The sequence below is a fragment of the Mycobacterium sp. SMC-11 genome, from assembly GCF_046250095.1.
GTDB classification, from domain to species: domain Bacteria; phylum Actinomycetota; class Actinomycetes; order Mycobacteriales; family Mycobacteriaceae; genus Mycobacterium; species Mycobacterium heraklionense_A.
Map to the genome: position 1 here is coordinate 208,512 of NZ_CP176430.1, position 20,374 is coordinate 228,885.

17 protein-coding genes are annotated in these 20,374 nt (G+C 68.7%); 9 read left to right on the plus strand and 8 right to left on the minus strand.

Going from position 1 to position 20,374, the window contains the following annotated elements; genetic code table 11:
• Positions 1 to 43 precede the first annotated feature (43 nt).
• Both ACKY0X_RS01010 and ACKY0X_RS01015 read left to right on the plus strand, forming a co-directional pair.
• Complete coding sequence (locus ACKY0X_RS01010; RefSeq protein ID WP_409429766.1) at positions 44 to 454, plus strand: thiol-disulfide oxidoreductase DCC family protein; 411 nt, start codon at positions 44 to 46, stop codon at positions 452 to 454.
• Complete coding sequence (locus tag ACKY0X_RS01015; protein ID WP_409427948.1) at positions 455 to 1,234, plus strand: PhzF family phenazine biosynthesis protein; 780 nt, start codon at positions 455 to 457, stop codon at positions 1,232 to 1,234. It begins immediately after the preceding gene.
• Here ACKY0X_RS01015 and ACKY0X_RS01020 read toward each other — a convergent pair.
• On the minus strand, positions 1,231 to 3,009 hold the full coding sequence (locus tag ACKY0X_RS01020) for a hypothetical protein (protein WP_409427949.1): 1,779 nt from the start codon (positions 3,007 to 3,009) through the stop codon (positions 1,231 to 1,233). The genes ACKY0X_RS01015 and ACKY0X_RS01020 overlap by 4 nt on opposite strands.
• A gap of 7 nt (positions 3,010 to 3,016) precedes the next feature.
• On the minus strand, positions 3,017 to 4,285 hold the full coding sequence (locus ACKY0X_RS01025; protein ID WP_409427950.1) for a DUF3068 domain-containing protein: 1,269 nt from the start codon (positions 4,283 to 4,285) through the stop codon (positions 3,017 to 3,019).
• Between the two features lie 104 nt (positions 4,286 to 4,389).
• Between ACKY0X_RS01025 and ACKY0X_RS01030 the strand changes: the two genes are divergently transcribed.
• Entirely contained in the window at positions 4,390 to 5,580 is a 1,191-nt protein-coding gene (locus ACKY0X_RS01030; protein ID WP_409427951.1) for an acyltransferase family protein, read from the plus strand.
• Here ACKY0X_RS01030 and ACKY0X_RS01035 read toward each other — a convergent pair.
• Complete coding sequence (locus ACKY0X_RS01035; RefSeq protein ID WP_409427952.1) at positions 5,517 to 6,845, minus strand: oxygenase MpaB family protein; 1,329 nt, start codon at positions 6,843 to 6,845, stop codon at positions 5,517 to 5,519. The two genes, ACKY0X_RS01030 and ACKY0X_RS01035, sit on opposite strands and share 64 nt — an antisense overlap.
• A 149-nt stretch (positions 6,846 to 6,994) precedes the next feature.
• On the opposite strand from ACKY0X_RS01035, the gene ACKY0X_RS01040 reads away from it, so the two are divergent.
• Complete coding sequence (locus ACKY0X_RS01040) at positions 6,995 to 7,588, plus strand: TetR/AcrR family transcriptional regulator (RefSeq protein WP_409429767.1); 594 nt, start codon at positions 6,995 to 6,997, stop codon at positions 7,586 to 7,588.
• A 4-nt stretch (positions 7,589 to 7,592) separates the two neighbouring features.
• Here the strand turns inward: ACKY0X_RS01040 and ACKY0X_RS01045 are convergent, their stop codons facing one another.
• On the minus strand, positions 7,593 to 8,921 hold the full coding sequence (locus ACKY0X_RS01045; protein ID WP_409427953.1) for an oxygenase MpaB family protein: 1,329 nt from the start codon (positions 8,919 to 8,921) through the stop codon (positions 7,593 to 7,595).
• A gap of 93 nt (positions 8,922 to 9,014) precedes the next feature.
• On the opposite strand from ACKY0X_RS01045, the gene ACKY0X_RS01050 reads away from it, so the two are divergent.
• The gene (locus ACKY0X_RS01050) at positions 9,015 to 9,590 is read left to right on the plus strand and encodes a TetR/AcrR family transcriptional regulator (protein ID WP_409429768.1); all 576 of its coding nucleotides are present in this window, start codon (positions 9,015 to 9,017) and stop codon (positions 9,588 to 9,590) included.
• A 16-nt stretch (positions 9,591 to 9,606) separates the two neighbouring features.
• Here ACKY0X_RS01050 and ACKY0X_RS01055 read toward each other — a convergent pair whose 3' ends face one another.
• The gene (locus ACKY0X_RS01055) at positions 9,607 to 10,584 is read right to left on the minus strand and encodes a phosphotriesterase-related protein (protein WP_409427954.1); all 978 of its coding nucleotides are present in this window, start codon (positions 10,582 to 10,584) and stop codon (positions 9,607 to 9,609) included.
• Positions 10,585 to 10,637: 53 nt separating this feature from the next.
• Positions 10,638 to 11,096 carry a MarR family winged helix-turn-helix transcriptional regulator gene (locus ACKY0X_RS01060; protein WP_065041790.1) on the minus strand — a complete coding sequence of 153 codons (459 nt, stop codon included), beginning with the start codon at positions 11,094 to 11,096 and terminating at the stop codon, positions 10,638 to 10,640.
• A 158-nt stretch (positions 11,097 to 11,254) separates the two neighbouring features.
• Here ACKY0X_RS01060 and ACKY0X_RS01065 point away from each other — a divergent pair, with 158 nt between their 5' ends.
• Genes ACKY0X_RS01065 through wrbA form a run of 3 tightly spaced genes read left to right on the plus strand, consistent with a single transcriptional unit; the run spans position 11,255 to position 13,550 of the window.
• Positions 11,255 to 12,352 carry an LLM class flavin-dependent oxidoreductase gene (locus ACKY0X_RS01065; RefSeq protein ID WP_409429769.1) on the plus strand — a complete coding sequence of 366 codons (1,098 nt, stop codon included), beginning with the start codon at positions 11,255 to 11,257 and terminating at the stop codon, positions 12,350 to 12,352.
• On the plus strand, positions 12,349 to 12,930 hold the full coding sequence (locus tag ACKY0X_RS01070; RefSeq protein ID WP_409427955.1) for a CE1759 family FMN reductase: 582 nt from the start codon (positions 12,349 to 12,351) through the stop codon (positions 12,928 to 12,930). The genes ACKY0X_RS01065 and ACKY0X_RS01070 overlap by 4 nt, the downstream gene beginning before the upstream one ends.
• Before the next feature lie 17 nt (positions 12,931 to 12,947).
• Positions 12,948 to 13,550: an NAD(P)H:quinone oxidoreductase gene (wrbA, locus tag ACKY0X_RS01075; RefSeq protein ID WP_409427956.1), complete on the plus strand. Its 603-nt coding sequence runs from the start codon at positions 12,948 to 12,950 to the stop codon at positions 13,548 to 13,550.
• 9 nt (positions 13,551 to 13,559) lie between these two features.
• Here the strand turns inward: wrbA and ACKY0X_RS01080 are convergent, their stop codons facing one another.
• Positions 13,560 to 14,942, minus strand: coding sequence for an NADP-dependent succinic semialdehyde dehydrogenase (locus tag ACKY0X_RS01080; RefSeq protein ID WP_409427957.1), 1,383 nt, complete (start codon positions 14,940 to 14,942; stop codon positions 13,560 to 13,562).
• 113 nt (positions 14,943 to 15,055) lie between these two features.
• Between ACKY0X_RS01080 and ACKY0X_RS01085 the strand changes: the two genes are divergently transcribed.
• A complete protein-coding gene (locus ACKY0X_RS01085; protein WP_409427958.1) occupies positions 15,056 to 15,982 on the plus strand; it encodes a hypothetical protein in 927 nt (308 codons plus the stop codon).
• Positions 15,983 to 16,116: 134 nt separating this feature from the next.
• Here the strand turns inward: ACKY0X_RS01085 and ACKY0X_RS01090 are convergent, their stop codons facing one another.
• Positions 16,117 to 20,370, minus strand: coding sequence for an alpha-(1->3)-arabinofuranosyltransferase family protein (locus ACKY0X_RS01090; RefSeq protein ID WP_409427959.1), 4,254 nt, complete (start codon positions 20,368 to 20,370; stop codon positions 16,117 to 16,119).
• Between the last annotated feature and the right edge of the window lie 4 nt (positions 20,371 to 20,374).

A 20,374-nucleotide genomic window follows, 5' to 3' on the forward strand; every position in this document is an offset into this window, starting at 1 on the left:
AGGTGTGCAGACACGTGGAGGTGTACCGGTGACTGACCAAGCCATGACTCCTGTGCTGCTCTACGACGGTGTCTGCGGAATCTGCAATCGATCGGTGCAGAGCATCCTGCGGTTCGACCGGCGCGGCACCCTGCGATTTGCGGCGTTGGAAAGTGACTTCGCTCGCGCGATCATCGCGCGTCATCCGGAGCTGCGCGACATTGACTCGATGGTCTTCGTCGACAACCCCGGCCGGCCCGATGAGCACATCGAAGTTCGATCGGCGGCGGCCCTGCGGGTGCTGAGCTATCTCGGCGGCCCCTTCCGGCTGCTACTCGCGGCCCGCATCATCCCGGCGGGACTGCGTGACTGGCTCTACGACCGCTTCGCTGCCGTCCGTTACCGGTTGGGCGGCAGGCACGACACCTGCCCCATCCCCGGGCCGGGCGTGCGGGCGCGCTTTCTGGACGCCTAGGTGTCCGTCCCAGCATATCTAGTCGACACGTTCACGACCGTCAGATTCCGCGGGAACCCCACCGGTGTCGTGGTGCTGGATGGTCCCGCTGACACCGCGTGGATGCAGGCGGTGGCCGCCGAGTTCAACTGCCCGGCAACAGCTTTCATCGGACCGGCCAATGCCGAGTCCGGTCCGCGAGCACTGCGGTGGTTCAGCCCGGTGGCCGAATTGGCGTTGTGCGGCTCGGGAACCCTGGCCAGTGCCCATGTCCTGGGTGGGAAGCAGTCCTTCTGCGTGGGCGAGCGGTTGCTGTCCTGCACGACGGGTTCTGATGGGGCGATCAGCATGGAATTTCCGGCGGACCCGGTGCGCGCCGAATCGCCGACGGCCGAACTGGTGGCCGGCCTGCCCGGGGTGAGCATCCGCTCGGTGTGGCGGGGAAGCATGGACGTGGTCGCGGAAGCCGGATCGGCGGCCGAAGTCCGTGCGCTGGCACCGGACACGGCGGCGCTGGCGAAAGTCGACGCTCGCGCTGTCGTGGTCACGGCGGCCGGTGACGCCGGCGCCGACATCGTGAGTCGGGTGTTCGCGCCCCGTTTCGGGCTGTCCGAGGACCCGGTGACCGGCTCTGCGCACTGCACTCTCGCCGCGCTGTGGGGCAAGCGCCTCGGGGTCGAAGAGTTCTCGGCCGAACAGGCCTCCGCGCGAGGCGGGCAATTGCGGGTCCGCAGTGACGGCGACCGTGTCATCCTGACCGGTCACGCCGTGACCGTCTTGCGCGGTGAACTTCGCCGTTAACCGGGCAAGCGCCGTCGAATCAGCGGCGCTGCCAGACCTCCCGCGCCCGCAACCAGCATCGCCAGCCACACCAGGTGGGCGGCCATCGCGGCCCGGCGCGGTCCGGCCGACGCCTTCGGGGCGCGCCCGCCGACCCGGTAGACGGTCACGTCAGCATCTCGATAGGCGACGGGGAGGCGGGTCAGAGTTTTTGCCGCCGAGCCCATTTCGCCGTCGACGTCGGATTCCGTGACCACCCAGCCCACCCCCTTGACACCCAGCGTGGCCGGCTCGGCACCGGACAACAGCGCCTGCTGTACCTCGCGGGCATGGCCACCCTCCCCGGGCACCGTGTGTCCGCCGACGGTCAGGTCGCCGGTCGTGAGCACCTCGGCGCGCACCCATCGGGGCAGCGGATCGAGTACCGGAGCCGGCCCCGCCCAGGGGAAGTGGCGCATGGTGTCGGCCGGCAGCACGGCGACCGGGCGCGGATCGGCGTTGATCTTGGCCGCCACCGCCGTCCAACCGGGCGGGTAGTGCACCGGCGTGACCCGCCCGGCCACTCCGGCGGCCAAGTCGGGCAGGACGACGATCAGCGCGAGGCAGCACACCAGCGCCGCCCGCGCCGGCGGCAGCCGGTCCCGCAGTCCCACGACCGCCCCGGCACCGGCCAGTAGGTAGCCCGGCACCGCCAGCGCCACCCACTTCTGCCCGTCGCGCAGCACCCCGAGCCCAGGGGCGAGCTCCGTTGCCCAACGCAGCAGCGCGAGCCCCGGCCCGGTGGCCAGCAGGGTGAACGTCAGCACCGTCGCGCCCGCCAGGATCAGCAGCGGTCGCACCGCGGGCAGGTCGCGCACCGAGGCCCATCCCAGTGCCAGCACCCCGATGAACACCGCCGTCGCCAGTAGCGCAAACGCGGTTCGCCGCGAACCGGGCACCGCCTCGGCGTTCCAGATCCCGCCGAGGCCGGCGAGGCTGCCCAGGGTGCCCAGGCCGGGCTCGGCGCGGGCCGCGAAAGCCGCCACCCCGGCCGACTCGCCCTGTGCGGACCCCGGGCTCAACACCACCGCCATCAGCCACGGCAGCGCGGCGGTCGCCGCGATCGCCACGGCGCTGACCGCGCACCACCAGCGCGGCGGCCCGGACCCGGGTGCGGCGACACACACCAGCGCCACCACCGCCGCCAGCAGGAGCCCGGTGGGTGTCAGGCCTGCCAGCGCCAGAAAGAACACCAGACCGAACAGCCGCATGGGCCCGGCAGTTCGGCGAGGCTCGTCGGAGTCGGCCCCCGGGCCGGCGGAGGTGAGGTGAAGACGGGACCGCCGCATGGGCCCGGTTGCGCCGTCGCGCAACCCCAGCATCGCCGCCGCCACCCACGGCAGGCAGCCGTACCCGACCAGCAGGCTCCAATGGCCCTGCAGCAGCCGCTCGGCCACATACGGGTTCCAGATCGCCACCGTGATCGCCACCAGCTGACCGGGCAGCCCGGCCTCGGGCAGCACGATCGCCACCAGCCGTGCGGCACCACATCCAGCCAGCCACAGGCCCACGAACAGCAGCGCCTTGACCACGGTGCCGCCGTCGATCAACCGCGACGCCAGCGCCACCGCGAAGTCTTGGGGCACCGCTCGCGGGGCCGCCTCACCCAGCCCGAGGGCCGCGCCGGTCAGATATGACCGCGGCGTCGAAACCGCGTCTCGCAACAGCAGATAACCCGGGCGCAGCAATGGCGCCAGGATGAGCAGTGTCAGCCCGAGTGCATAGCACGGCGCGACCCAGCGCCTGGCTCGCACCACCGCGGAACTACGGCTGGTCGGGAGCCGGATCCGGGGTGCCCCGGTCCGGGGGGCTCGACTCCGGTGGTGCCGCCGGGCGGTCCAGTTGCGGACGTTGCGCCGGGATCTTCTCGGTCTCGGCCTCGGCCCCGGACGGGCGGTCGGCCGTGGGTGCCTTGGGCGCGAAACCGCCGAAGAATCCGCCGTCGGAGCCGTGCCGGTCGCCACGGCCCAGGGCTGCCTCGGCCGGCAGGCTGAACCAGCCGACCAGGACCCCGCCGATCAAGCAGATCAGCCCCGCCGCGGTAAAGGTGATCGGCAGGACCCGGGACCACAGCGCCACCCGGTCGCGTTCGTTGCGGGCCGCGTTGACCTGCGCTTCGATGGTGTCCTCGGAGCTGGTGACGGTGTAGTCGGCCAGTGCGATCTCCGGCTTGAGGGCGTCGCGGGCGTAGTAGTGGTTGGCGTGCAACTTCGACTTGACGATGGTGCCCGAGACGGGGTCGACCCACATGGTGCGCTGCGCGGCGTAGTACCGCGTCATCGTGACGTCTTCGTCGGGGTCGGCGCCTTCGATGTTCCAGAGCCGGGCGGGCGCGGTGATCTCACCGTCTTCGTCGTGGCCGTACAGCGACGGGTAGCGCACCGGCTCGGCCAGGGTGCCGTCGCCGTCGTAGCCCACGTTCTGGACGAACCGGTAGGTGGTCAGCCCATTGACATCGTCTTCGCCTTCGTAGTTGGCCTCGTAGGCCTTCTGCGCGATCGGATCGAAGTATTGGTAGGACTGCTTCTTGGTGTCGAACGGGAACCGGTAGGACAGTCCTTCGTGCGGCAGGGCGATGTTGGTCGGCGGGCTCTCGTCATCAAAGTTGCGCGGCCGCTGCACCGAGCCACCCGGGTGGGTGTCATCCGAAATCGCCTCGGCGGTCGTGCGGTTCAGCGTCACGGTGTCGACGATGGCCAACAGCAGCCCGGTGTCCTTCTGCCGGTCCGCGCGCCGTAGCGACGAGCCGACCTGCAGGGTCACCACCTCGGCGTTCGCGGGCGACTCGACACCGATCTGTTGCTGGGACACCAGCGGCACGTCCTGATCGACGACGGCGTGTTCACTGCCGAGGGACTCCGGGTCCAGCGCGGCGCCGCTGCCGTTGCCGATCAGCATGATGTCGATGTCGAGCGGGATCTTGGCGATTCTGCCCGCGGTGTAGGTGGACAGCAGCAGTGCCGCGACCATCAGGGCGGCGCCGAGGCCCATGACTGCGCATGCCGCGATACGCATCATGATTGCTCGGTTCACGTCGCCGCATCCTCCTTTTGTCCCCGTACCCAAATTTGTTTGACCCTAACAGCAGCGGCGGCAACAGCTACTGTGTGTCCATCGATGCCTCGGTCCCAAATCAGATGAGTCAGCAGGTGGGTGGCGTACGCAGCTTCCTGCCTGCAGTCGAGGGTATGCGTGCCTGCGCGGCTATTGGGGTGGTTATCACGCACGTCGCGTTCCAGACGGGACACTCGTCGGGGATCAGCGGCCGGCTGTGGGGTCGTTTCGACATGGCCGTCGCGGTGTTCTTCGCGCTGAGCGGGTTTTTGCTGTGGCGTGGCCATGCGGCGGCCGCGCGGGGACTGCGTCCGGCACCGCCGACCGGGCATTACCTGCGGTCACGCCTGGTACGGATCATGCCGGCCTATCTGGTGTCGGTGGTGGTGATCCTGGCGCTGCTGCCCGATGCCGGCGACGCCAGCCTCGTGGTGTGGCTGGCTAATCTCACGATGACGCAGATCTACGTGCCGCTGACGCTAACCCCGGGCCTGACCCAGATGTGGAGCCTGGCCGTGGAGGTCAGCTTCTACATCGCCTTGCCGTTGCTGGCACTGGCGGCGCGGTGGTTGCCAGTGCGCGCCCGAATACCGGCGATTGCGGGAGTGGCGCTGCTCAGCCTGGGGTGGGGGTTCCTGCCCATCCACACGCCCTACGGGGTGAATCCGTTGAACTGGGCGCCGGCCTACGGCTGCTGGTTCGGGGCGGGCATGTTGCTGGCGGAGTGGGCATACAGCCCGGTCGGGCGGGTGCACCGGCTGGCCCGCCGGCGGCTGCCGATGGCGTTGCTGACCCTGGTGGCATTCGGAGTTGCGGCCTCACCGCTGGCCGGGCCGGAAGGGTTGACCTCGGCGACCGTCGGTCAGTTCATCGTGCGCACCGCGATGGGCGGGGTACTGGCGTGGGCGCTGTTGGCGCCGCTGGTGCTGGACCGGCCCGACACCCCGCACCGGTTCTTGGCCAGTCCGCCGATGGTGACGTTGGGGCGCTGGTCCTACGGGATCTTCATCTGGCACCTGGCGGCCCTCGACATGGTGTTCCCAGTGATCGGCCGATTCGCGTTCACCGGGGACATGGCGGTGGTGTTGGCGCTGACGCTGGTGTTCACCGTCGCCATCGCTGCGGTGAGCTATGCCCTGGTGGAGCAGCCGTGCCGCGAGAAGCTACGGGGTTGGGAGAACCGGCATCGGCCGGAGCGCTCCGATGCTGATCAGGCGGCCTTGCCTGAAGGGGTGTACTCGGCGGAGTCGCTGGTGAATTCGGGCGTGCCATAGGCGGCCAGCCGTCGCTTGAGCAGTCGGAGGATGTAGGCGTTGGTCAGCCGGCGCAGGCCGGGGGTGCGTACAGCGCGTTGCACCACCAGCAGGCGGCCCGTCACGAACGGCGCCGTCAGGGCGATCCGCGCATAGTCGCCCGCGCTGAGCGTGACGCTCATCTTCTTGGCCACGTCGCGTTTGCCGCCGCAGAACGTTTTGACGAAAAAGGCCTTGCTGTAGCTCTTCTCGACTGAATCGGCGATGCGTTCGCTCAAGGTGTTCTCTTGCCGAAGGTAGGCGGCCATGGTCGAGCGGACCAACTCCCCGCAGGTGGAGTCGTCGAAGTCGTCGCGCAGCAGCGCGGCACGGGCGCTGAACACCCGAATGATCTCAGCGGGCGTGGTCGGCAGCAGCTCCTCGGGCAGGCCGAGGAGTACGCAGCGGTAGCGGGTGAACTCGACCTGGGCGCGCTCGCTCGGCGTGAATTCGGTGCGTCCTTGGCGGCGGGCGTCCATCGCCAGCACGAAGAGGTTGATCATCCCGGCCGGCATCTGGTCGATCTGCGGAATCGGTAGCCCGTAGACGTCGATGTCCCACTTCGGGGATCGCTTGAGCGCGTTGAAGCGGACCATCGAGTGCATCAGCCGCACCATGGCCGCCGCCTCGAACCCCGGGCCGTGCCGGTCCAGGGCGCCGGGCAGCGTGGTGACGGCGAAGAAACTGGTGGTCTCGTTGACCCGACCGGCGGCACGCTTGCCCGACAGTGCGCCGGTCAGCGCCATCGGCAGCGCGGCATAGGTGTTGAGGAAGGTCGCGATGAACGCTCCGCGGACGACGAACGGTGCCAACAGCGCCATCGGGAGCCGGGAGTGCTCTGCGCCCTTGTGAACCAGGTCCATATCCAGCCAGTCCGGGGTGGCCTCCATGTCGGCGATGAAAGCGGCCAGTTCCGGCGGCGCGTCGGGCACCGCGTCGACACCGTGGCGGCAGGCCTGCTTGAGCATGCCGATCAGGGTGCTGACGCTGTACTGGCCCATCAATGCGGCGTAGGAGTCCGACACCACATCGCCCAGCCAGGTGGCCGTGGTGATCAGCTCGACGGCGGCGTCATCGGCCAGCAACTTGGCCCGGGTGGCGGGGTTGCCCGGCAGTGACGCGACGTCGTCGGGTGAGGCCGCCGTGCGGTAGGGCTGCACATCGAAGTCCAGGTTGCCGTAGAGGTCCGGCAGCAGCTCGGCCTGCCGGCGGACGCGCTGGTACAGCTCGGGGTAGTGCGTGGGCATCCAAGACCTCCGTAAACGACAGTACTTCTGCACGATGGCACAAAATCATGTAATTGTGTCACGATAACAGGTGGGCAGACCCGCCGACAGACCCGACGGCCCACCTCGCGTCGGCCCAGCTCACCGCGCAGCATGACAGGATGAACGACATGGGAAGTCCGGCGTCAGTCAAGGTCGGCGATCCCATGACCGGTACTGCGGGCGCCATCCTTGCGGCCGCTCGCGTGGAGTTCGCCCGGCATGCCTTTCGCCGGGCCAATATCGATGCGGTCGCCCAGCGCGCTGGGGTGAGCCGCCGCACGCTGTACCGGCACTTCCCCACCAAAGAAGCACTGTTCGAACAGTTGGTGGAGACCGACACGCAAGCCCTGTTCGTCGAACTCGGCAACGCCGCCCGTGCGCAGGACGCCCGCGGCGCCATCGTGGAATGCTTCACCCTCGCCATGCGCCGCATCACCGAGAGCCCGCTGGCTACCGCGGTCATCGAAAGCGAGCCGGAACTGCTCATCGGAGTCAACACCCCCAGCGGTGAGAAGGCCCTGGTGCGTGCCAGCCATCTGGTCGCCGCGACGCTGCGCCTGTGTGGAGTCACCATGCCCGACGACGAGGTCCTCACCACCGCCGAGATCCTGGTGCGCCTGGTCGCCTCGCTGCTCACCAACCGGGCAGGGGTCCTCGACATCAACGACTCCGCCGCCGTCCGCAAATACGCCCAGACCTACCTCGCCCGACTGGTCTGGTAGCGCGTTACGCCAGCTGCCCGGCCGGTGTGTAATCGTTTGCATCGCTGGTGAATTCGGGTTTGCCATAGGTCTTGAGCCGACGTTTGACCAGTCGCACCAGGTAGTCGTCCGTGAGCTGGCGTAGTGCGGGGATTCGGCTGGCGCGCCGCACCACCAGCAGGCGCCCGATGATGAACGGCGCCGTCAAGCCGATCCGCAGGTAGTCGGCCAGGCCGATGGACACCCCCTTGTCCTTGGCGGCGGCGCGGTCACCGTTGCAGAAGGCCTTCGTGAAAGCGGCCTTGCTGTAGCTCTTTTCGACGGCATCGGCGATGCGTTCCCATCGGGTGTCAACGGGCCGCAGATAGGCGGCCATGGTCGAGCGCACCATCTCGCCACAGGTGGCGTCGTCGAAGTCCTCACGCAGCAGCGCCCCGCGGGTATGGATGAGGTGGATGATCTCGGCGGGCGTGGTCGGCAGGAGTTCCTCGGGCAGACCGAGCAAAAACGCTCGGTAGCGGGTGAATTCGACGACGGCACGCTCGCTGGCGCTGAACTCGGTGCGCCCTTTCCGCTGGGCGGCCGTGGCCAGCAGGTAGAGATTGATCATTCCGGCCGGCATCTGGTCGACCTGGGGGACGGGGACCCCGTAGACGTCGACGTCCCACTTCTCCGAGCGTTTGAGCGCGTTGTAGCGGACCATCGAGTGCATCAGCCGCACCATGGCGGCGGCTTCAAAGCCCGGGCCGTAGCGGTCCAGGGCCCCGGGCAGCGTGGTGACGGCGAAGAAACTGGTGGTCTCGTTGACCCGGCGCGCGGCGCGGCGACCGGACAACGCGCCGGTCAGTGCCATCGGCAATGCGGCGTAGGTGTTGACGAAAGTCGCAATGAAGGCGCCACGGGTGACGAACGGCGCGACCAATGCCGCCGGGAGGCGGGCGTGCCGCGCACCCTCGCGCACCAGATCCATGTCCAGCCACGGAGGCGCGGCTTCCATGTCGGCGATGAACGCCACCAGCTCCGGCGGCGCGTCGGGCACCGCGTCGATGCCCTCGCGACAGGCCAGCTGGAGCATGTCGATCAAAGCGGCCACGCTGTACTCCGACATCAGCGCCGCATAGGGGTCGGCCACCACGTCGCCCAGCAGGGTTGCCGTGCAGATCAGTTCGACGGCTTGCTCGTCGGCCAGGTAGGGAGCGCGGTCCGCGACCCACTCCGGCAGCGCCGAAAGGTCGCCGGGGTCGGTGGTGGTGCGGTAGGGCTGGGCATCGAAGTCGATGGCGCCGTAGAGGTCCGGCTGAAGCTCGCGCTGACTGTGGACGCGGCGCGCAAGCTCGGGATAGTGCGTGGGCATCCGGCCTCCAGTAACTAACATATTGTTAGTTACACAAGTAACAGACTGTTAGTTATGCTGTCAACTATGACTTTGGCGCAGTCGCGGCGGCGGATGACAGCCGAGGCTCGGCGTAGCCAGATCCTGGACGTCACCCACGCGATCGTGGATGCGGAGGGATTTCACGCCGCCACGCCGAACCGAATAGCCCGCGAGGCCGGGATCAACCGGTCGCTGCTCTATCAACAGTTCGGTGACCCCGCGGGCCTGTTCGTCGCGCTGATCGATCGCGAAGCCGCCCGCGCGGGCGCCCAGTTCGCCGAGGTGATCGCCGAAACGGCGGAACCGGGTGGGGAGGGCGATCTGGTCAGTAGATTCGACAGCGTGGTCAAGGCCGCCGACGCCCACCCCGCGACATGGCGACTGTTCCTGTTTCCCCCGCAGGGCGCGCCGCCGGAGCTGCACGAACGCCTCGCGCAGGCGCAAGAAATCGTGCGTGCCTATCTGGCGGGTGAGTTGCTGCGCAGCTACCCGGACTTGCCGGACCCCGACTACACCGCGCGCGTGCTGCACGCAGTCGCCCGGGAGCTCCTGCAGCTGCGCCTCAGCGATCCCGACGCCGCCACTCACGAGCGGTTGCATGCGCTGGTCCGGTCGTTGGCGCTCCGTGCTGCTGCACCGGCGCGATGAAAGCCGGGGTGCGGGCTCAGTAGCCGCCGGAGTGTTCGAAGATCTTGCGCGGGTTGTCGACCAGCATGGTGTGCAGCTGCTCCTCGGTGACGCCGCGCTGCCGTAGCGCCGGAATGACGTCATTGTGGATGTGCAGGTAGTGCCAGTTCGGTGCGGCCAGTGAGCTCAGGTCGCCGGGCAGCGCGTCGAAATAGCAGTTGGCGTCGTGGGAGAGCACCATCTTGTCGGCGTGGCCGCGCTCGCACATCGCCGCCACCGTGTTCACGCGCTCCTCGAACGGCAGGATCAGGTCGATCCCGAAGCGGTCCATGCCCAGATACGATCCCGCCGCGATCAGTTCCTCTAGGTAGCCCAGATCGGTGCTGTCGCCGGAGTGTCCGATTACCACCCGGGACAGGTCGACGCCTTCCTCTTCGAAGATGCGCTGCTGTTCCAGGCCGCGGCGGGTGCCGGCGTGGGTGTGCGTGGAGATCGGCGCGCCGGTGCGCCGGTGAGCGTTGGCTACCGCGCGCAGCACCCGCTCGACGCCGGGAGTCACGCCCGGTTCGTCGGTGGCGCACTTGAGGATTCCCGCCTTGATCCCGGTGTCGGCGATGCCGGATTCGATGTCGCGGACAAACATGTCGGCCATGATTTCGGGGCCGTCCAGCATTGTCCCGGGCCCGCGATAGTGGTAGAAGAACGGCACGTCGTTGTAGGTGTAGATGCCGGTGGCCACCACGATGTTCAGGTCCGTGCCGGCGGCCACGCGGGCGATCCGCGGGATGTAGCGACCCAGTCCGATCACGGTCAGGTCGACGATGGTGTCGACGCCGGCGGCCTTCAAGGCGTCCAGTCGGGTGATGGCGTCGGCCACTCGGGCGTCCTCGTCGCCCCAGGCTTCCGGATAGTTCTGGGCGATCTCGGTGGTCATGATGAACACGTGCTCGTGCATCAGGGTGACGCCGAGGTCACCGGTGTCGATGGGCCCGCGCGCGGTGTGGCATTGCGACATGGCTCGATCGTATGGAGATCGGCGCGCCGGTCGGTTGCCTTCGCCGAGAATGCCTAGTGGTGCTCGAGCAGGTTGTCGCGGATTCGCGCGTAGGAGTGGGTGAACAGTTCCACCTCGCGCGGACTGAGCGAGTCGAATAGGCCGGCCCGCACCGCTTGCACGTGACCGGGCGCCGCCGCACGCAACTTGTCCATGCCCGACTCGGTGAGCTCGGCGTACTGTCCGCGTTTGTCTTCCTCGCATTTGACCTGGTGGACCCAGCCGGCGTCGGCCAGCCGCTTGACCGCCCGGGTGACACCGCTGCGGGTCGTCACGGTGATGTCGGCCAACTCATTCATCCGCAGCCGGCGGTCGGGCGCCTCGGACAGCAGCGCCAGGATCTCGAAGTCGGAGAGGCTCAGGCCTGAGTCGCTGACCAACTGCCGGTCCAGGCTGCGTAGCAGCAGGCGCGTGCTGTCGAGGTAGCCCCGCCACATCCGCTGTTCCTCCTCATTGAGCCACCGTGTCTCCATGAGGTCTAAATATAGTTGACTAAACCACAACTGTCCAGGTAATCGGGCGTGCTAAGCGGCTAGAAGATGTGGGAATGGACCAATAACTAGTTGCGTTAGCAACTATCAGCTACAGTAAGACCAACGCACAAGGAGGGCCTGCCGTGACGAGCACCGGTATGCAGTTCGGCATTTTCACCGTCGGCGATGTGACCGTCGACCCGACCACCGGTCGCGCGCCGACCGAAGCCGAGCGGATCCGGGCGACCGTGGCGATCGCCAAGAAGGCCGAGGAGGTCGGCCTGGACGTGTTCGCCACCGGTGAGCACCACAACCCGCCGTTCGTGCCGTCGTCGCCGACCACCCTGCTGGGTTACATCGCGGCGCAGACCGAGCGCATTCAGTTGACCACCGCCACCACCCTGATCACCACGAACGACCCCGTCAAGATTGCCGAGGACTACAGCGTGCTGCAGCACCTCGCCGATGGCCGGGTGGACCTGATGCTGGGGCGTGGCAACACCGGACCGGTATACCCCTGGTTCGGCAAGGACATCCGGTCCGCGCTGCCGCTGACGGTGGAGAACTATCAATTGCTGCGCCGGCTGTGGCGCGAGGAGGTCGTCGACTTCAGCGGTGAATACCGCACCCCGCTGCACGGCTTCACCCTGGCGCCGCGTCCGTTGGACGGGGTTCCCCCGTTCGTCTGGCACGGGTCTATTCGGACTCCCGAAATCGCCGAGCTGGCCGCGCACTTCGGTGACGGCTTCTTCGCCAACCACATCTTCTGGCCGGCGTCGCACACCAAGCGGATGGTGCAGCTCTACCGGCAGCGCTTCGAGCACTACGGCCACGGTGGTGCCGACCAGGCGATCGTGGGCTTGGGCGGTCAGGTGTTCCTGCGGCCCAACAGTCAAGATGCGGTCAACGAGTTCCGGCCGTATTTCGACAACGCCCCCGTCTACGGGCACGGCCCGAGCCTGGAGGAGTTCAGTGAGCAGACCCCGCTGACCGTCGGCTCGCCGCAGCAGGTGATCGACAAGACCCTGGGCTTCCGGGATTACGTCGGCGACTACCAACGCCAACTGTTCCTGGTCGACCACGCGGGTCTGCCGTTGAAGACCGTGCTCGAACAGCTCGATCTGCTAGGTGAGCACGTAATCCCGGTGCTACGCAAGGAGTTCGCCATCGGACGTCCCGCGCATGTTCCCGGCGCGCCGACGCACGAGTCCTTGGTCGAGGCTGCGCGGCGATCGCAGATTCAGGAGGCGTCATGAAGTTGATCGTGATCAGCGGCGGACTGCGCGAGCCGTCGTCCACCCGGCTGTTGGCCGACCGGCTCGGTGCGGCGGTTCGCGCCGAGCTCGGGCAGGCCGACATCGAGATCGTCGAGCTGCGTCACCTGGCTCGGGCGATCACCGACGCGATGTTGACCGGTTTCGCCGCACCGGAGCTGGAGGCGGTGTTCGACGCGATCGCGGGCAGTGACGGAGTGATCGCGGTGACGCCGACGTTCAACGCGACATTCAGCGGGCTGTTCAAGTCGTTCTTCGACGTGCTGCCCGAGCGGACCCTGGAGGACACGCCGGTGCTGATCGCGGCGACCGGCGGTACCGAGCGCCACTCGCTGGTGCTCGACCACGCCATGCGGCCAATGTTCAGCTACCTGCACGCGCTGGTGTCGCCCACCGGGGTGTACGCCGCGACTTCCGACTTCGGGGCGCCGGGACTGTCTGAGCGGATTGGCAAGGCAGCCAGGGACTTCGCTGGGCTGCTGGAACTGCACGGACCCCGCCGCAGCGATACGGCCAGCGCAGAACTCAATGAGATGCAACGCTTGCTCGCAGGCGCATAGAAAAAGGAGAGATGGCAATGACGAAGTTGGCGGTTATCTACTACTCGGCCACCGGTCACGGCACCAAGATGGCCGAACGGGTGGCCAAGGCGGGCGAGGCGGCGGGCGCCGAGGTCCGCGTGCGCCACATCGAGGAGACGCGCGACCCGGAGACCTTCGCCCACAACCCGGCATGGAGCGCCAACTACGAGGCAACCAAGGACCTACCCGCGGCCACCGGTGACGACATCGTCTGGGCGGACGCCGTTATCTTCGGGTCGCCCACTCGATTTGGTTCCCCTTCAGCGCAATTCCGGAACTTCTTGGACGGGCTGGGCGGGCTGTGGGCCAAGGGTGCGCTTGCCGACAAGGTCTATGCCGGCTTCACCTCGAGTCAGACCGCCCACGGCGGGCAGGAGGCCACGCTGTTGAACCTCTATGTGTCGCTGATGCATTTCGGCGGCATCCTGGTCCCGCCGGGCTACACCGACCCGATCAAGTTCGCCGACGGCAACCCCTACGGCGTCGGGCACATCACCGGACCGAACAACCAGAACGAGCTGGACGACCCCACTTTGGCCGCACTCGACCACCTGGCCACTCGGGTGGTGGGTGTCGCCGCCAAAATCGCGGCGGGGTGATCCCCGGCGTCAGGCCACCCACACCGTCTTGAGGTTGCAGAACTCCCGGATGCCGTGACCCGAGAGTTCCCGGCCGTATCCGGATCGCTTGATCCCGCCGAACGGCAGCTCCGGGTAGGACACCGTCATGCCATTGATAAAGACCTGACCGGCCTCGATCTCGTCGGCAAACCGGCTGATCTCCGCCTCGTCGCGGGTCCAGGCATTGGACCCCAGCCCGAACGGGCTGGCGTTGGCGATCTCGATGGCCTCGTCGATGTCGGCGGCGCGGTACACCGATGCCACCGGGCCGAACACTTCCTCGGTGAAGATCGCCATGTCACGGCTGATGTCGGTGATCACGGTGGGCGGATAGAACCAGCCCGGGCGGTCCAGGCGCTTGCCACCGCAACGGATCACGGCGCCGGCCGCGGCGGCGGCATCGACCTGCTGCGCGACCTCGTCGCGGCCCGATTCGGTGGCCAGCGGTCCGACATCGGTGTCCGGGTCGGTCGGGTCGCCGACCCGCAGCGCCGACATCTGGCTGACGAACTGGGTGACGAAGTCGTCGTAGATGTCGGTGTGGACGATGAATCGCTTTGCCGCGATGCATGATTGGCCATTGTTCTGCACCCGCGCGGTCACCGCGGTACGTACCGCGGCCGGCAGGTCGGCCGAGGGCATGACGATGAACGGGTCGCTGCCGCCCAGTTCCAGCACGGTGTGTTTGACCTCGTCGCCGGCGATAGCGGCGACGGAACGCCCGGCGGGTTCGCTGCCGGTCAGGGTGGCCGCCGCTACCCGCGGGTCGCGCAGCACTCGCTCGACGGCACCCGAGGAGATCAGCAGAGTCTGGAAACAGCCGTCGGGGAAACCGGCGCGGCCTAGCAGGTCGGCGAGGTACAGCGCGGTCTGCGGCACATTCGAGGCATGCTTGAGCAGGCCCACGTTGCCAGCCATCAGGGCTGGGGCGGCAAAGCGGACCGCCTGCCACAGTGGGAAGTTCCACGGCATCACCGCCAGTACCACTCCCAGCGGCTGATAGCGGGCGAACGCCTTGGACGCATTGACCTTCGACGCGTCGGCGACCTCGTCGGCCAGCAACTCCGCACTGTGGTCGGCGTAGTAGCGGAAGCCCTTGACGCACTTGAGTGCTTCGGCCTTGGCCGAGGTCAAGGTCTTGCCCATTTCAAGGGTCATCATCGCGGCGACCTCGTCGGCTTCAGCCTCCAGCAGATCAGCGGCCGCGTGCATCCATCTGGCGCGCTGCGCGAAATCGGTGCGGCGGTAGTCGACGAAGCGATTCGCCGCGCGCGTGATCGCGGCATCGACTTCCGCGTCGCTGGCGGCGGTGAACGTCTTGACCGTTTCGCCGGTGGCCGGGTTGGTCGTGGCTATCGGTGTTGCGGGCACGCGGGCCTCCTTCGAAAGCGCTGCGGTGTGAGAGTGCATGTCCAGCCTGCCACCATCGAACCGCGTAGGCTCGCCACGAGCCAGCGTCAGTACATCGATACGGGAGTCGCCCGATGCGTTTCAACCCACCGCCCAATTGGCCGCCCCCGCCACCTGGCTGGGCGCCGGATGCCAACTGGGCGCCGGATCCGACGTGGCCGCCGCCGCCCCCGGGCTGGGCGCTATGGGTGGAGGACGACGCTGTCGGCGTGGCTCCCGGGGGCTATCCGGCCTATGGTGCGCCGTGGCCGGTTCCGGCGCCTGAGCCCAGGTCACGCAAGGTGTTGTGGCTGTCGCTGGGCGCGGCTGCAGTGGTGGTTGCGGTGGTCGCCGGGCTGGTTCTGAGCCTGGGTGGCCGACTCACGGCAGAGGAAAAGCCGTCTCGCAAACCCGACATCAAGGATCTGACTTCGGAGATGTTGGTGGAGCGGTCCTCGTTCCCGGACCCCTCCGGCGGGAAGTGGATCAGTGGGGTGAACAGCGCCGGCGACACGCCCTCGGACATGCCCAATCTGACGGTCGACCCGCCCGAATGCGCCGACTTCTACTCCAGTCCCTCCTCCGCCACGCAGACCGCGACGGCGACGCTGGCCAAGCTGCAGCCCGGCGGCCTGCACACCATGCGCGTGCGACTGGCCCTGACGCCGGACCGCCCGAACCTCAAGCGGTTCGTGGAGAAGTGCCAGACGTTCAAGCAGACCTTCGAACAGGGTGGGCGCTCGGTGACCACCGACATCCAGATGAACCCGCTGGATGCGGACGGGGTGCCGCCGTGGGCGGTCGCGACCGTGATCACCAGCGCCAGCAAGGCCGCCATCCGGTTGCCGATCTCGATCACCGCCTCCACCATCTCCGGCTATTACCGCGGGGTGCTCGTCGTGGCGACCAGCAACGACATCGGGTTGCGTGTGGAGAGCGACGGATCCGATGACGCTACGCACGCCGAGGACTTGGTGAAGCTGTTCAACACGCAGATCGAGAAGCTCGAAGCCGCGCAGTAGCTGCGTGCTTCGGCCGCCGATGCCACGTGGGCCCCACCGGCCCCGTGGCGGCGCCCCGGCGGTATGCACGGGGCAGTCGTGACGGAGCGCGTCTATGGGCGCTGGCCCGCTTCGCCCGACTCCGTCGGCTGTGCTTATTGCGGTGCCCCGCTGCCCTCGACTCCGTCGAGCTTGCGACCACCGCGCGCGACCACCGCCGTCGCGGCGAGGACTGCTACCGAGACCAGGGCCGCCAGCTGCACCCCCGCGGAATGGCCGGCATAGCCGTCCACCGACCGCCAGGGATGCCGGCACAGTATCGCGCCCGCCGTGATCAGGCCGCCGGCGCTCAACCCGAGCCGGGCCACATCGAATGCGTGCGGCCGGTGCTGCAATGCGAACAGCAACACCATCGCGGCGCCGAACACCGCCGCCCCGGCGGTCCCGGCGATCAAGAAGCCGACTGTCAGCGCACCGGTCGCCGCCACGCGCCGGCTCGGTCCCCACGGTGCTGCCGGCGGGCCGGGATCGCGGACCCGCCGCACTGGCCACCAGGCCAGCAACGCCAGCAGCGGTAGCAGAGCCAGTCCGCCGGCCATCCCGAGCCGGTACATCCGATTGGGCCCAAACGTCAGCGTGATCGGGCCGTCGGTTCCCGCGGGCAGCACGAAGCCCTGCTGCCATCCATTGACAGCCACCGGAGCCAAGCGCGTGCCGTCCGACGTGCGCGCCACCCACCCGCTGTTGATGCTCTCCGGAACGACCAGCACCCGAGCGGCTGCCGCGGGGGGCACCGTCACCTCACGCCCGTCCGCGCTCCACGTGCCGAGCACCGCCGGTGTGGCCGCGGCTGTGCTCGTGGCCGCGGACGGCCCCGATAGCGTCGCGCCGTCGACGACGAACGCCGGTCCCGGGCTGATCAGCAATTCCTGTGCGCCGGGCGGCAACGCGATCGGACGCAGATCGCACGCCTGCGCCGCCACCGGCTTGTCGTCGAGCAGCGCGCCGACCGTGGTGGTGATCGAGGTGTGCACGAACCGGCCGGCGATCGCGATGATCGGCCCATGGTCGCAGTCGACGTGGACCGGACGTGACCGGTTGCGGGCGTGATCGGCGGGGGCAACGGGACGTCCGTCGGCGCCGAGCACACTGACCTCGGCCAGCCCCGGCGGCTTGAGCTGATCGAAGCCGATCGCGGTGCGGTCGATCACGTCCTCCCACCCCAGCAGGCTGATCGTGACCGTGTCGGTGACCCGCGGCAGCAAGCGCACCTGCTGATCGTCGGATTCCCCCAGCTCCCGGACCTGGGGACCGGAGCCCAGGTCGATGGCCACCAGCGTGGGATGCGCCGGCAGCGGGGATTGGCTGGGCGTGAAACGCACGCCGGTCACCTTGACCGGCCGCGGCAACGTGATGGTCAGGGTCGGTGGGGATCGGTGCGCGACCACTCGCTGCGACGCCGTCCACGCCGTGCCCGGGTCACCGTCGGCCGCGGCATACGCCGACCCCTGCACGTCCAGCACGTCGGCGTCACCGCGGGCCCGCAAGGCGCCCGGCTCAGCGATCAGGTCGACCAGGTTCGGACCCTGACGCGGTCGCACCCACACGGTCGGGGTCACCGACATAGGCCGCGGCACATTCAGGGTGCGGCTGAAGCTGGCGGGCTCCTCGGGTTCCAGCATCATCGACGCCGCGCAGCGCACTGCGCCGTCAGCTGTCGCGCAGCCGGTCCGGCCCGGCAAGCCCGCACCCAAGTCCCACTGCGTCACGTGAGCGCCCGCGGGTGGCGCGGGAACCAGCGCCGTGTGGCGCAGGTCGACCGGATGCGCGAAGCCCGAGGCGTCGTACTGGGTGATCGCCAAATCGGTGATGCCGAACTGCACCCCGGGGGAACCGTCGTCGGTGCCCGACGCGGTGATCCGGACCCAGGGGGTTTCGCCGTACGGCAGCGCCGCGATCAGGGGCTCCCCGGCGCGGTCGAACCGCAACGTGGTGGTGCCGTTGACCGTTGAGATCTGTATCCGCCGCACCTGCGCGCCGACCGCCGTCGCACTGGGCGTCAAGGTGATGGTGCCGTTGGTCAGCGGGTGGTCGAAATCCACCTGCAGCCATTGGCCGACCGCCGACTGCAGGGCGTTGGACACCCAGGCGGTTCCCGAGTCGCCGTCGATGGCGGCTGCCGGCGAGGTCGACGGTGCGACGTCAGGCAGGGTGGTGGCGTCCGACGACGAGCTGGACGCGGTCAGCCGGCCGCCGAGCCAGCCGCCGAACACCGTGCTGGCGCCCGGGGTCGGATAGTCCGGCACCCGGCTGTGGGTGTGCCGGGCGTCGCCCGCTGCGCGGATCGTCGACGAATGGTCATCGACCCGGCCGTAGTCGGTCTCACGAGCCAGCGGGGTGTCGGTGACGGTGACCACCGGTGTGCCCAACTCCGCGCGCCGGGCGTCGGCGGTCATCAGCACCGGGCCCAGCGCCGGCTCTCCACGCAATCGGCGGTGTTCGTCGAGTCGCAGCAGCACCTCCGGGCCCCCGTCGACCCGCGGCATCGCGTCAAGGTCGGTCAGGTAGGGCGCTCCCGGGTTTGCATCGGCCGCGGGATCGCCGACCCGGTAGATCTCGATCGCCGGATAGGCCGGCCGCAGGCCGCTGTCGGCGACGAATCCCCGGACGGTGCCTGACCCGACGGGATCGCCGAACTGGGCCACCCGCTGCAATCCCGGTGAGCCGTCGACCGCGCGGTGCACCAGCAGTGGCCGGGCCGAGCGGGAGTTATCGGGGTCCAGGTCGTTGCGCACCACCAGGTAGGAGATGCCTTGTCGGGCCAGGGTGTCGGCGAGCCCTGCGGACGGGCGGCCGGCGGCGAACAGGCGCTGTACCGAGTCGAGCGCCCGAATGGTTTGCGGCGGGGTCAGCGGGATCGAGTCGCGCACGCCCCACGGGCCGGCGTCGAGGACCTGCAACGGTTCGTCGTGGCTGGTGCCCCAGGTCTGGGTGGCAAACGGCGCCCCCGGCGCCACCAGCACCCGGCCGGGGGTGGGCCCGCCGTTGTTGTGCTCGGCGAGCCAAGCCGCGGCGTCGCGCCAATACTGCGGCAGCGCGCTGAATGTTCCGGGCGGGGTGAGCCGGCCGGTCCAGGCCAGTGACGTCGAGACCATCAGCGCCGTCAGGACCACCAGGCCGACCGCGGCCGACTTGTGGTGTTCGGGATGGACGAACGCGCGTCGCCACACCAGTGCCGGCGCGCTGCCCGGCAGCGGGATGCGGCCCAGCAGATGGGTGAGCCCCAAGACCAGCGGGATCCGGATCACCGATTCGAGTTTGTGCAGGTTGCGCAGTGGCGCCCCGGCTCCGTCCAGGAAGGCCTGCACCGAGTGGGCCAGCGGCGAGCCCAGCCCACCGGCATAGCCGATGGCCAGCAGGGTCACCCCAACCAGCAGCATGGTGACCAGCCGTCCGGCGCCGGGCGAGCGCCGAGACAGCATGCCGGTCAGTCCGGCCAGACCCGCGGCCGCCACCAGGCAGGTACCCAGGATCATCACCGGGCGGGTGACCAGCGGTGCCCCGGCCGTGGCATTGGGCGCGACGAACGGTGTCCAGCTGTGGGTGCCGCGCAGCATCTCGGTCAGCGACGTCCACCGGGTGGTGACGCCGGCCGATTCGATGAAGTCCAGGAACGGCGGGCTGACGCTGCCTAGCAGCAGCAGGGCCACCACCCACCAGGTCACCGCCAACGCCAGTGCCAGCAGCCACCAGCCGGTGAACCGCCACCAGCGCCGGTTCGGGCGATGACACAGCCACCAGATGATCGCCGGCAAGCACCCCGCGAGCGTCGCGACCGCGTTCACGGCGCCCATCAACGCAACCGCCACCCCGGCCTGTCCGGCCAGCACCCGTGCGGGCCGCTCCGGGATGTCCTGGCCCGGATCCCGTGGCGCCCCCAACGCACGGATGACCGGCAGCAACACCCAGGGGGCCAGCATCATCGGCAGCGTCTCGGAAGAGATGGAACCCAAAGTGGTGAGCACTCGTGGCGACAGGGCGAACGCGGAGGCGCCGATCAACCGTGCCGTGGGGGTCCCGATTCGCAACGTCTCGGCGACCCGCAGGAGGCCCCAGAATCCCACCGTGAGCAGCACCGCCCACCACAGCCGCTGAACGATCCAGCCGGGCAGCCCCAGCAGATCTCCGGCCAGGAAGAAGGTGCCGTGGGGGAACAGGTAGCCGTACGCCTGGTTCTGCACCTGGCCGAACGGCAGTTCGCTGCTCCACAGGTTGGCGGCACGAGCCAGGAAGCGCAGCGGAGCGATGGTCAGATCGAGCTTGGTGTCCGGAGAGATCCGTCCGGGCGCCTGCAGCAGGCTGAGAGTCAGAGAGACGGCGCCGACCAGCCACAACCAGCGCCGGGACAACGGT

What these genes read in the sequence shown, in the direction of transcription:
- wrbA (WP_409427956.1), top strand. Translation starts at nt 12,948, where the DNA reads ATGACGAAGTTGGCGGTTATCTACTACTCGGCCACCGGTCACGGCACC.
- ACKY0X_RS01045 (WP_409427953.1), bottom strand. Translation starts at nt 8,921, where the DNA reads ATGCCCACGCACTATCCCGAGCTTGCGCGCCGCGTCCACAGTCAGCGC.
- ACKY0X_RS01060 (WP_065041790.1), bottom strand. Translation starts at nt 11,096, where the DNA reads ATGGAGACACGGTGGCTCAATGAGGAGGAACAGCGGATGTGGCGGGGC.
- ACKY0X_RS01055 (WP_409427954.1), bottom strand. Translation starts at nt 10,584, where the DNA reads ATGTCGCAATGCCACACCGCGCGCGGGCCCATCGACACCGGTGACCTC.
- ACKY0X_RS01010 (WP_409429766.1), top strand. Translation starts at nt 44, where the DNA reads ATGACTCCTGTGCTGCTCTACGACGGTGTCTGCGGAATCTGCAATCGA.
- ACKY0X_RS01085 (WP_409427958.1), top strand. Translation starts at nt 15,056, where the DNA reads ATGCGTTTCAACCCACCGCCCAATTGGCCGCCCCCGCCACCTGGCTGG.
- ACKY0X_RS01050 (WP_409429768.1), top strand. Translation starts at nt 9,015, where the DNA reads ATGACAGCCGAGGCTCGGCGTAGCCAGATCCTGGACGTCACCCACGCG.
- ACKY0X_RS01070 (WP_409427955.1), top strand. Translation starts at nt 12,349, where the DNA reads ATGAAGTTGATCGTGATCAGCGGCGGACTGCGCGAGCCGTCGTCCACC.
- ACKY0X_RS01065 (WP_409429769.1), top strand. Translation starts at nt 11,255, where the DNA reads ATGCAGTTCGGCATTTTCACCGTCGGCGATGTGACCGTCGACCCGACC.
- ACKY0X_RS01030 (WP_409427951.1), top strand. Translation starts at nt 4,390, where the DNA reads ATGAGTCAGCAGGTGGGTGGCGTACGCAGCTTCCTGCCTGCAGTCGAG.
- ACKY0X_RS01040 (WP_409429767.1), top strand. Translation starts at nt 6,995, where the DNA reads ATGGGAAGTCCGGCGTCAGTCAAGGTCGGCGATCCCATGACCGGTACT.
- ACKY0X_RS01035 (WP_409427952.1), bottom strand. Translation starts at nt 6,845, where the DNA reads ATGCCCACGCACTACCCCGAGCTGTACCAGCGCGTCCGCCGGCAGGCC.